The organism is Burkholderia sp. Ac-20379, from assembly GCF_017104645.1.
Classification (GTDB): domain Bacteria; phylum Pseudomonadota; class Gammaproteobacteria; order Burkholderiales; family Burkholderiaceae; genus Burkholderia.
On record NZ_JAAGPF010000261.1, the window covers coordinates 1 to 10,849 of the forward strand.

Consider the following 10,849-nt stretch of genomic DNA (forward strand, 5'->3'; position numbering starts at 1 on the left):
GAGATGGGGTGGGGCGGCGGGGGGGGGCGGCGGCGGGCACGGGAGGGGGGGCGGGGCCGGGCCGCCGGCCGCGGGCAGCCAGCGCGCCAGGGATCGCGGGGCGGGCCGGCAGCCGGCAGCGGCATGCGGGGCGGGCGATCGGCGGCAAGCGGCATCTTACCCGCCGCCGGAAAAGCGCGCCGGGCGTGGCGCGGCTTGCGGAACGCTTGCGCTTGGGCTGCCGCCCGCGATTGCCATCCCGTGATGGCTGCCCGCGATGGTCGCCCGGGATTGCCATCCCGTGATGGCTGCCCGCGATGGTCGCCCGGGATTGCCATCCCGCGATGGCCGCCCGCGATGGTCGCTCGGGATTGCCATCCCGCGATGGCCTCCCGTGATGGTCGCCCGCGATTGCCATCCAGTGATTGCCGCCCACGATTGCCGCCCGCGCGGCGCGTCGCTACGATAACGGCCTGCCCGCGCTCCGGCGCGCTCCCCTCAAGCCAGACCGAGATTCCGCCATGACCGATACCTCCCTGCCTCCGATCCGCGCCATCGTCACCGGCCACACGCGCGGCCTGGGCGCCGCGCTGGCCACGCAACTGCTGGAACGCGGCGCGGCCGTGCTCGGCGTGTCGCGCGGCACGCATCCGCACCTGGCGGCGCAATTCGGCGAGCGCTTCGCGCAGGCGGCGCTCGACCTGTCCGATCCGGCGAAGCTCGCCGCGTGGCTCGCGAGCGGCGCGCTCGAACGCTTCGCGCAGGGCGCGCGCTGCGTGCTGCTGATCAACAATGCGGGCACGGTCGAGCCGATCGGCCCGCTCGCGACGCAAACGCCCGAGGCGATCGCGCTGGCCGTCGGCCTCAACGTGACCGCGCCGCTGCTGTTCGCGAGCGCCGTGGCGAAGCTCGGCGACGGCGCGCTCGAGCGGCGCATCGTGCATGTGTCGAGCGGCGCGGCGCGCAATGCGTATGCCGGCTGGAGCGTGTATTGCGCGACCAAGGCCGCGCTCGATCACCATGCGCGCGCCGTGGCGCTCGACGCCAACGGGCCGTTGCGGATCGCGAGCGTCGCGCCGGGCGTGGTGGATACCGACATGCAGGCGACGATTCGCGGCACCGACGCCGCGCGCTTCCCGCAGCTCGAACGCTTCGAACAACTGAAGGCCAGCGGCGCGCTGACCACGCCCGACGACGCCGCGCGCAAGCTGCTCGATTACGCGCTGGGGGAGACGTTCGGCACGGAGACGGTGACGGACGTACGGGCGTTGTAAGCGCGGCCGAGAACGAACGGCGTGGCGCGACGAACGCGGCCCGGTTGGCGCGCTCCGCGCCGGTTGCCTGCCGCGCGGGCCTTCAAGCCGCGCCTTTCGCGCCGCGCGCGATCGGCACCGCCCGCCGGCCTCAAGCCGCGTTGGCCTCCACCCCGCGCCCCTCGCGCCGCGCCGCGATCAGCACCGCCGCATCGCGCTTCGGCGGCGTGCCGAACATCCGCGAATACTCGCGGCTGAACTGCGAGGCGCTTTCATAGCCCACCTTGAACGCCGCTTCCTCCACCTTCACCGCATCGCTGGCGATCATGCGCCGCGCTTCCAGCAGCCGCAGCTGCTTCTGATACTGCAGCGGCGTCATCGACGTCAGCGCCTTGAATTGCCGGTGAAACGCCGACGGGCTCATGCGCGCCAGTTGCGCCAGCTCGTCGATGCTGATCGAGCTGTCGAAACGGTCGCGCAGCGCATGCACCGCGCGCACCACGCGCTCGGCCTGCCCGTTGGCGAGCAGCATGCCGACGATCTCGCCGCCGTTCGGCCCGGCCAGCAGCCAGTAGCACAGCTCGCGCATGATGCCCGGATACAGCACCGGAATCGCATGCGGCGTGTCGAGCATGCGCACCGCGCGCGCCGCGCACTCGGCCAGCTCGGGCCGCAGCGATTCGACGAACACGCCCGGCCCCGCGTGATCGCGTGCGGGCGGCGGCGCCTCGAAGCTTTCGAGCACGCTGCGCATCACCGCCATGTCCAGCCCGATCACGAGCGCGATCGCCGGCTTTGCTTCGGTACCCTGAACGATCTGGCCGACGGCCGGCATTTCCACGCTGACCACCAGCGCCTCGCCGGCGCGATACAGGTAATCGCGCGTGCCGAACGTGGTGCGCTTCGCGCCCTGCAACGCGATGCACAGCGCGGGCCGGAACAGCAGGTGGCTTTGCGGGCGATCCTCGGTGGCGCGCGTGATCAGCATGCTGTCGATCGCGGTGCTGTACAGATGGGCGGCGGGTTGGCGGTCGATATGGTGACGGACCACGTCGAGCAGGGCTTGGGTTTTCATCGTGCGTCCTTGGCGGGCGGCGCGGTAAGCGCGTGACGAGAGCATAACGTCAAGCCGGCCGGCGTCGCGCGATCGAGCAGGATCAGGCAAGAAATTGTCGATTTCCGACATTCACCGCGGCCGGGGGGCCGCCTTACGATGGATCTCGTGTTCTCTTACCCGACAACGAGGTCGACATGTCCCAACACACTTCCCCCGTCGCCGTGCAAACCGGCAAGATCGCCATCGTCACCGGCGGCAGCCGCGGCCTCGGCCGCGACACCGTCGTCAATCTGGCCCGGCGCGGCGTCGATTCGATCTTTACCTGGCATTCGAATTCGGCCGAAGCCGACAAGGTGGTGGCCGAAGTGGCCGCGCTCGGCCGCCGCGCGATCGCGCTGCAGCTCGACACCGGCAACACGAGCGCGTTCGCGGCGTTCGCCGGCAAGGTGAGCGAGGCGCTCGCGCAGCTCGGCCAGACGCGCTTCGACTACCTGGTCAACAACGCCGGCACGTCGCATCACGCGCCGTTCGCAAGCGTGACCGAGGCCGATCTCGACGCGCTCTACAACGTCCACTTCAAGGGCGTGTTCTTCCTGACGCAAACACTGCTGCCGCTGATCAACGACGGTGGGCGCATCGTCAACATCTCGTCGGGCCTGACCCGCTTCTCGTTCCCGGGCAGCAGCGCCTATGCGTCGATGAAGGGCGCGGTGGAAGTGCTGACGCGCTATCTGGCGCGCGAGCTCGGCGAGCGCGGCATCGTCGTGAATACCGTGGCGCCCGGCGCGATCGCCACCGATTTCAGCGGCGGCATGGTGCGCGACAACCCCGAACTGAACCGCCGCATCTCGGAGATGACGGCGCTCGGCCGCGTGGGCCAGGCCGGCGACATCGGCCCGATGATCGCGTCGCTGCTGGCCGACGACAACCGCTGGGTCAACGCGCAGCGCATCGAGGCGTCGGGCGGCATGCTGCCCTGAACGCCGCGCTGCGGAACGGAACGCGGGCCGCCCGCCGCGGCCGGTGCAACCTGGCCGGCCGCGGCGGGCGCTGCGCATTCGGGGCGATCCGGCGCGCGGCCAAACCGTGCGATTCCGGAATTTTCGGGCGCGCGAACTTGGCAGACTGGTTTCACCTTGCAGACAGGCACTGCAACGGACGACCAACCAGGAGAGATTCAGATGGCCAAGGTATTGTGCGTTCTCTATCCCGATCCCGTCACCGGCTACCCGCCGAAGTACGCGCGCGACGACATTCCGAACATCGAGCGCTACCCGAACGGGCAGACGGTGCCGTCGCCGAAGGGCGAGCTCGGCTTCCGCCCCGGCGAGCTGCTCGGTTGCGTGTCGGGCGAACTGGGCCTGCGCGCCTGGCTCGAAAGTCAGGGCCACGAACTGATCGTGACGAGCGACAAGGACGGCGCCGATTCGAACTTCGACCGCCATCTGGCCGATGCCGACATCGTGATCTCGCAGCCGTTCTGGCCCGCGTACCTCACGCCCGAACGCATCGCCCGCGCCAAGAAGCTCAAGCTCGCGGTGACGGCCGGCATCGGCTCCGACCACGTCGACCTGAAGGCCGCGGCCGAGCACGGCGTGACGGTGGCCGAAGTCACGTTCTCGAACAGCATCAGCGTGGCCGAGCACGTGGTGATGATGACGCTGTCGCTGGTGCGCAATTACCTGCCGTCGCATCAATACGCGGCCAACGGCGGCTGGAACATCGCCGATTGCGTGAGCCGCAGCTACGACCTCGAAGGCATGCAGTTCGGCACGATCGGCGCGGGCCGCATCGGGCTGGCGGTGCTGCGCCGCCTGAAGCCGTTCGACGTGAAGCTGCATTACTACGATCCGCACCGCCTCTCGAACGAGATCGAGCGCGAACTCGGCCTGACCTATCACGAGACGCCGCAATCGCTGGTCGCGGTGTGCGACGTGATCAACCTGCAAAGCCCGCTCTATCCGTCCACCGAGCACATGTTCGACGACCGGATGTTCGAGCGCGTCAAGCGCGGCGCCTACCTGATCAACACCGCGCGCGGCAAACTGTGCGACCGCGATGCCGTGGTGCGCGCGGTGGAATCGGGCAAGCTGGCCGGCTACGCGGGCGACGTCTGGTATCCGCAGCCCGCGCCGGTCGATCATCCGTGGCGGCGCATGCCGCACGAAGGGATGACGCCGCATATTTCGGGCAGCTCGTTGTCGGCGCAGCATCGCTATGCGGCGGGCACGCTGGAGATCCTGCAATGCTTCTTCGGCAAGCAGGCGATCCGCCCGGAATACCTGATCGTCGACGGCGGCGCACTGGCTGGCACCGGCGCGGGTTCGTACAAGCTCGACTGAGCACGAGCACGAGCACGAGCACGAGCACGAGCACGAGCACGGCCGGCGGCGCATCTCGCGCCGCCGGCCGTCGTGCGTCGTGCATCGCGCGCCGCTCGTCAGAACGCATGGCGAACGCCGAGGGTGGCCGCCACCTGTTGCTTCGCGCCCGATTGCGCGAGGCCGGTGATGCCCGCGCCGATGTTCGTGCCGTCCATGCCGCCCACGTGCTGATAGACGGCCTGCAGATACACGTTGGTGCGCTTCGAGAAGTTGTACACGGCCAGCAGGTTGGCCTGATGCCATCTCGGGCTGCGGCCGTCGAGCTGGCCGTCGGTGTAGGTGTAGGCGGCGGCCAGCGTCACGGCCCCAGTCAGCGCGTAGCGCGCGTTCAGTTCGAGGTTCGTGAAGCGGGCCGCGCCGCCGGTCAGCGCGATGCCGCTGGTCGTGCCCGACGCGTAGGCGCCGATGCCGGTGGCGTTGCGCAGGCGCGTCTGCGTGAGAACAGCGCCGATCGCGCCGCGCCCGAACGCATAGCGCGCGCCCGCGCCCCAGGTGCGCTGGCGTGCGGCCGTGAAGGTGGCGTCGTTGCTCACCGCGCCCGAGGCGTTGTCGAGCGCGCCCGCGCCGGCGTTGTCGAGTTCGAGGTAAGCCGCCGCGAACGTGAAGCCGCCGTAGACGTATTGCGCGCCGAAGCTGGCCGCGCGATTGTCGGCGAACCGGCCCGCCTCGTTCGAGAGGCCGTACAGCGCGCCGAAGCGCCAGCCGCCCAGGCTGTCCGTTTCGAACTTCACGGAGTTGGCGATCCGAAACGAATTGTCGAGGTTGTCGTTGTCGTACGGGTGTGCGAAATGCACGCCGCCGTACGAGGTGCCGGTCAGCACGAGCGGCCCGAGGTAATCCACCACCACGTCGTACTGGCGGCCCGCCGTGAGCGCGCCGGCCCCCTTGCGTGACAGCCCGACGAACGATTGCCGCCCGAACAGCCGGCCGTTCTGACCGAGCGCGCCGGTGTCGATGCTGAAGCCGTTCTCGAGCTTGAAGATCGCCTGCCAGCCGCCGCCGAGCGCCTCCTGGCCCTGGATGCCCCAGCGCGTGCCGTTGATGTTGCTGGCGGTGGCCTGGAACGCGGCCTTGCCGTGCTGGTTGTTGGTGTAGGTGATGCCGGTGTCGACGATGCCGTAGAGCGCGACGCTCGATTGCGCGTGCGCGGCGGGGCTCAGCAGCGCGAGGCCGGCGAGCGCGAGGGCGGCGGGAAGGAAGCGGTTCAGCATGGCGGCGAAGGCGTGCAAGGCACGAAGAGTCAACGGGATCGCCATGCTAGGGGCGACGATTCGCGTACCTAAGCAATGCTTGGCGATATGCAAATCGGCGAGCGCGCGAACGGCGCTGGCGCAGTCGATTCGCTGCGATGAAGGAGGGCGCAGCGGGGCTTGGGATGCATGGAGCGAAGCCGATGAATCTACGAAAACCCCTTTAATAAAGGCATATTCGTTCGATTCGAGGCACATTTCACGGCCGGAGAGACGCGGGCGAAACGCACCGCCGCGCCATTGTTCGATTCGCCGGAATTCACGCTTTCCGAATTTTCGCGGCCCGCCCGCAACACGCTGCCACGCATCGTTTCTTCAGTGTGCTAACCGCGCGCGATGCACGGCATCCGCTCAGGGCGCCTGCATGCGCCAGCGGCGCGGGGTGGTGCCGGTCAGCTCGCGAAACACCGTCGTGAAATGCGCCTGCCCGGGGAAGCCGCAGGCGAGCGCGGCCTCGACGATCGGCAGCCCGTCGCGCAGCAGGCGCTTGGCCTGCTCGATGCGGCGCTGCGTCAGGAACGCATGCGGCGAGAGCCCGGTCGCCAGCCGGAACTGCGCGGCGAAATGCATGCGGCTCAGGCCGGCGTGACGCGCGATGTCGTGCAGCGTGATCGGCTCGGCCAGGTTCGCCTCGACGTAATCGAATACGCGCCGCAGGCGCGGCGCGGACAGGCCCGCACACGCCCGGCCCGGCTCGCGCGCATAGCGCGTCAGCACATGGCGCACGATTCCGGCCAGCAACGGGTCGCGCTGCCCGGCCATGACGCGCTCGCCGCCCGCCAACCGGCGTGCGAGCGGCGCGAGCACCGGATCGACGCGAAAGCCCGGGTCTTCCAGACGCGGCGGCGCGGCCGCGCCGTACTCGGCGTCGATCAGCGCGGCCGGCACGAACACGTGCAAGGCCTCGTTTTCGCCGCGAAACCGGCATTGCACCGATTCGCCGGGCGCGGTCAGTTGCACACCGCCGGGGCCGCCCGTGCCGCGTTCGAGCAGGCGGCCGTTCTTGTAGCAATCGACGGTGGCCGCGCCGAGCAGCAGGCTGATCGTGTAATGGCGCGCGAGCACTGGCGCGACCAGCTCGCGCCAGCGGCTGCGGCGGTCGAGCCAGTGGCCGATCACGATGCCGGCCGGCGGCCGGGGCGCGAGCGCGGGCGGGGTGCACAGGCTTGCAACAGGCGGCAGCGGCATCTCGCGCCAGCGCCGTTCGTCGGCGGGCGGCGCATGCGGCGCGGCAAGCGCGTCGCGGGGGGCGGTTGGCATCGTCGTCTCCTGGGTCGCGCGCGCCGTGAACCGGGCCGGCGGCTCGGCAGCGCATCGACATGCAGCATAGAAGCGGATCGCGGGCGCGGGCGGCGTCAGCTTGCGCGTGGGAAAAGCAGCACAGTTGGCGTGCGCGCGGTGCGGGGCGAGGGACTGTGATCGAAGTCGCGCGTTGGCCGGTGCGCTTTGGCGGCCGGGTGTTTGCTTGGCCGGATGCGCCAGATGCGCGGATATTCGGACGCTGGGATGATCGGGCTTTGGGATATTCAGGCGTTCAGGCGTTCGGATGTCGACGCACAAATGCCCCAGCGTTCGGACTCCCAAGTGTGCCGACTCCCGGACGCTCGAATGCCCGGGTGCTCAAACGCTCAAACGCTCAAACGTGCGGCACGCAAACGTCCGCTGCGTTGCCGTTGCCGTCTGCCGGATCGCCATCGCGCGCCGCTGCGCGCTTTCTGCCCTTGGCCGGGTTTTTCGCCGTGTCCGTCGCGCCGTCCTTCGCCGCGCCGGTTTTCGGCGCGCGCCGTTCCTGGCTCGGCGCGTGGCCGAACTGCGCGCGATACGCCTTGCTGAAATGGCAGGCCGAGCGGAATCCCGACAGCGACGTGACCTGCGAGATCGACACGTCGCTGTTGCGCAGGATCTCGCGCGCGTGCTTGAGCCGCACCGACAGGTAGTAGTGCGTGGGCGAGGTGGTCAGATAGTGCTTGAACATGCGCTGCATCTGCCGCTCCGACAGCGCGATCAGCCGCGCCAGATCGGCCAGCGGCAGCGGCTCCTCGATGTTCGCTTCCATGAGCCGTACCGCCTCCACCAGCTCGGCGCGCGAGAAGCCCACCCGCGCGTCGACCGGAATCGGCTGCGGATCGCTCGCGCCGCGAATCCGCTGCAGCACGAACTGTTCGGACACGCGCGTGGCCAGATCCTGGCTGCGCTCGGCCGCGATGATGCCGATCATCAGGTCGAGCGGCGCGGTGCCGCCGGTGCAGGTCACGCGGTCGCGGTCGATCACGAACAGCTCGTCGACGATCTGCACGGCCGGGAATTCGGCATGCAGCGCCGACAGGTTTTCCCAGTGCACGGTGCCGCGATAGCCGTCGAGCAGGCCGCTCGCCATCAGCGCGTAGGCGCCGGTGCAGATGCCGCCGAGCGGCACGCCGCGCCGCGCCAGCTCGCGCAGCGCGTGGATCACGGTGGCGTCCACGGCGTCGCGCACCTGGGTGCCGCCGCAGACGATCATCAGATCGGGCAGCGGCTCGGTGAAGTCGAGCTGCCGCGTGGGCCGCGCGATCATGCCGTTGCTGGCCGGCACGGCGCTGCCGTCGGTGGAGTAGACGGTCCAGCTGTAGTGCTCGCTGCGGTCGGCGTAGTTCGCCATGCGCAGCGCTTCGATTGCACTGGAGAACGCGATCATCGAGAACGACGGCAGCGTCAGGAAACCGAAGTGGCGAAGCGTGGGTGCGGGCATGAAATCCACACCGGCGCGGGCCGGTGCCAGAGGTTGGGTCGTGCGTGACGACGCCTGCCCGGAGGCCGCCTCGAAGCGGCCCTGTCATGGCGTGCAAGGACAGCCGGGGGCCGGCGCGGCAGGCTCGTGCCGCGGCGGTTTCGGGGCTCTCGTCGCCGCCGTTATCGTCGGCGGCGTCACCCCCGAATCATTGCGATAAACGCGCGCCCGCGATCAAGGAAATTCGACGGGCGCTTGCCATTTCCCGACACATGCGCGGCCAGCCCGCCACGCGCCGGCAGCGCCGCCGGGCGGCGCGCGGAAGCGGGGCGAGAACACTGTCGTTTCCTGTCGGCTTCGGGACGCATCAGGGCAGGATCGCGCGGGCCGCGTCGCGCACACTCGGGCGACAAGATGCGGTATCCGATAACAGGCGATGGCGGCCCCCCCGGCCCGCGTCGCGCCGAGGCGTAACGAAGCGAGGCAGGGCAGGGCGCTTTCGTGGCGTCGGCGCGGCGGGACGGCCGCCGCACGACGAGACAAGGCCGCGCCACCGCGCGGCGCACATCGCCATTCCTCCAAGGAGCGAGCCAGTGAGCCACTCGACCCGCAAGCCGCGAGGCAAGCATGCAAGCACGCGCCCGGGCGCATCCCGGCAGCCCGCCGCCGACAACCGAGCCGACAACCGAGCCGACAACCGGGCCGCCGGGCGCAGCCAACCGCCGCGCGACGCCGCCTTCGCCGGAGACGACGTGACCGTGGTCGACCGTGCGCTGCTCAAGCGCGCGGTCGGCGCGATGGCGCTCGGCAATGCGATGGAATGGTTCGATTTCGGCGTCTACAGCTATATCGCGGTGACGCTCGGCAAGGTGTTCTTCCCGTCGACGAGCGGCTCGGCGCAACTGATCGCCACGTTCGGCACGTTCGCGGCCGCGTTCCTGGTGCGCCCGATCGGCGGCATGGTGTTCGGCCCGCTCGGCGACCGCATCGGCCGCCAGCGCGTGCTGGCCGCCACCATGATCATGATGGCCTGCGGCACGTTCGCGATCGGCCTGATTCCGTCGTATGCGTCGATCGGCATCTACGCGCCGGTGCTGCTGCTGCTCGCGCGGCTGGTGCAGGGCTTCTCGACGGGCGGCGAATACGGCGGCGCGGCCACCTTCATCGCCGAATTCTCGGCCGACCGCCATCGCGGCTTCATGGGCAGCTTCCTGGAGTTCGGCACGCTGGCCGGCTACCTGCTCGGCGCGGGCACGGTCACCGCGCTGACTTCGCTGCTGACGCCCGCGCAGATGCTCGACTGGGGCTGGCGCATTCCGTTCTTCGTGGCCGGGCCGCTCGGATTGATCGGCCTGTACATCCGCACGCGGCTGGAGGAAACGCCCGCGTTCCGCAAGGAGGCCGAGCATCGCGAGCGGCTCGAACGCGCGCGCCCGCGCGAATCGTTCGTCTCGCTGCTGGCGGGGCAGTGGCGCGCGCTGCTGGTGTGCGTGGGGCTGGTGCTGATCTTCAACGTGACCGACTACATGGCGCTCGCGTATCTGCCGAACTACCTGTCGGCCACGCTGCACTACGACGAGACGCGCGGCCTGGTGGTGGTGCTCGCGGTGATGGTGCTGATGATGCCGATGACGCTCGCGGCCGGCTGGCTGTCCGATCGCGTCGGACGGCGGCCGGTGATGCTGGCCGGCTGCATCGGCCTGGCGGCGCTGGCGATTCCGGCGCTGCTGCTGGTGCGCACCGGCCACGGCGGGCTGATCTTCGCGGGCATGATGCTGCTCGGCGTGCTGCTGTCGTGCTTCTGCGGCGTGATGCCGTCGGCGCTGCCGGCGCTGTTCCCGACGCGGGTGCGCTACAGCGCGCTGGCGATCGGCTTCAACGTGTCGGTGTCGCTGTTCGGCGGCACCACGCCGCTCGTCACGGCCTGGCTGGTGGGCCGCACCGGCGACCTGATGATGCCGGCCTACTATCTGATGGGCGCGGCGGCGATCGGCGCGATCTCGGTGCTGGCCGCGCGCGAGAGCGCCGGCCAGCCGCTGCCCGGCTCCGCACCGTGCGTGGCGACGCAGGCCGAGGCGGCGCGGGATCGGAAGCTCGGCGTGTCGGGAGAGAGTGTTGGTGGCAGTGTAGATCTCGGCGGTCCTCGTCTCGTTCGTAAACATCTACTCTAGACTACCGCTCTGTCTTTGCTCCTTTAGTCTGACTCTCACATCTCCTGC

Annotated in this window: 8 protein-coding genes; 4 read left to right on the top strand and 4 right to left on the bottom strand. The window is 69.8% G+C overall.

Annotated features, from left to right (window positions below; translation table 11 throughout):
• Positions 1–500 precede the first annotated feature (500 nt).
• Positions 501–1,253 carry an SDR family oxidoreductase gene (locus G3N92_RS25205; RefSeq protein ID WP_206130317.1) on the top strand — a complete coding sequence of 251 codons (753 nt, stop codon included), beginning with the start codon at positions 501–503 and terminating at the stop codon, positions 1,251–1,253.
• 130 nt (positions 1,254–1,383) lie between these two features.
• Here the strand turns inward: G3N92_RS25205 and G3N92_RS25210 are convergent, their stop codons facing one another.
• The gene (locus tag G3N92_RS25210) at positions 1,384–2,307 is read right to left on the bottom strand and encodes an AraC family transcriptional regulator (protein ID WP_206130318.1); all 924 of its coding nucleotides are present in this window, start codon (positions 2,305–2,307) and stop codon (positions 1,384–1,386) included.
• A 176-nt stretch (positions 2,308–2,483) separates the two neighbouring features.
• Between G3N92_RS25210 and G3N92_RS25215 the strand changes: the two genes are divergently transcribed.
• Together G3N92_RS25215 and G3N92_RS25220 are read left to right on the top strand one after the other, a co-directional pair.
• Positions 2,484–3,269: an SDR family oxidoreductase gene (locus tag G3N92_RS25215; RefSeq protein ID WP_206130319.1), complete on the top strand. Its 786-nt coding sequence runs from the start codon at positions 2,484–2,486 to the stop codon at positions 3,267–3,269.
• Between the two features lie 201 nt (positions 3,270–3,470).
• Positions 3,471–4,631: an NAD-dependent formate dehydrogenase gene (locus G3N92_RS25220; RefSeq protein ID WP_206130320.1), complete on the top strand. Its 1,161-nt coding sequence runs from the start codon at positions 3,471–3,473 to the stop codon at positions 4,629–4,631.
• Between the two features lie 98 nt (positions 4,632–4,729).
• On the opposite strand, the gene G3N92_RS25225 is transcribed toward G3N92_RS25220, so the two are convergent.
• From G3N92_RS25225 to G3N92_RS25235, 3 genes are all read right to left on the bottom strand, one after another.
• Complete coding sequence (locus G3N92_RS25225) at positions 4,730–5,884, bottom strand: porin (protein WP_206130321.1); 1,155 nt, start codon at positions 5,882–5,884, stop codon at positions 4,730–4,732.
• A 390-nt stretch (positions 5,885–6,274) separates the two neighbouring features.
• The gene (locus G3N92_RS35090) at positions 6,275–7,183 is read right to left on the bottom strand and encodes an AraC family transcriptional regulator (protein WP_241015011.1); all 909 of its coding nucleotides are present in this window, start codon (positions 7,181–7,183) and stop codon (positions 6,275–6,277) included.
• 376 nt (positions 7,184–7,559) lie between these two features.
• Positions 7,560–8,651, bottom strand: a complete 1,092-nt coding sequence (locus G3N92_RS25235) for a GlxA family transcriptional regulator (protein WP_241015012.1) — start codon at positions 8,649–8,651, stop codon at positions 7,560–7,562.
• A 572-nt stretch (positions 8,652–9,223) separates the two neighbouring features.
• Here G3N92_RS25235 and proP point away from each other — a divergent pair.
• Positions 9,224–10,801, top strand: coding sequence for a glycine betaine/L-proline transporter ProP (gene proP, locus G3N92_RS25240; protein WP_346778329.1), 1,578 nt, complete (start codon positions 9,224–9,226; stop codon positions 10,799–10,801).
• Positions 10,802–10,849 lie beyond the last annotated feature (48 nt).

What these genes read in the sequence shown, in the direction of transcription:
- G3N92_RS25205 (WP_206130317.1), top strand. Translation starts at nt 501, where the DNA reads ATGACCGATACCTCCCTGCCTCCGATCCGCGCCATCGTCACCGGCCAC.
- G3N92_RS25210 (WP_206130318.1), bottom strand. Translation starts at nt 2,307, where the DNA reads ATGAAAACCCAAGCCCTGCTCGACGTGGTCCGTCACCATATCGACCGC.
- G3N92_RS25215 (WP_206130319.1), top strand. Translation starts at nt 2,484, where the DNA reads ATGTCCCAACACACTTCCCCCGTCGCCGTGCAAACCGGCAAGATCGCC.
- G3N92_RS25220 (WP_206130320.1), top strand. Translation starts at nt 3,471, where the DNA reads ATGGCCAAGGTATTGTGCGTTCTCTATCCCGATCCCGTCACCGGCTAC.
- G3N92_RS25225 (WP_206130321.1), bottom strand. Translation starts at nt 5,884, where the DNA reads ATGCTGAACCGCTTCCTTCCCGCCGCCCTCGCGCTCGCCGGCCTCGCG.
- G3N92_RS35090 (WP_241015011.1), bottom strand. Translation starts at nt 7,183, where the DNA reads ATGCCAACCGCCCCCCGCGACGCGCTTGCCGCGCCGCATGCGCCGCCC.
- G3N92_RS25235 (WP_241015012.1), bottom strand. Translation starts at nt 8,651, where the DNA reads ATGCCCGCACCCACGCTTCGCCACTTCGGTTTCCTGACGCTGCCGTCG.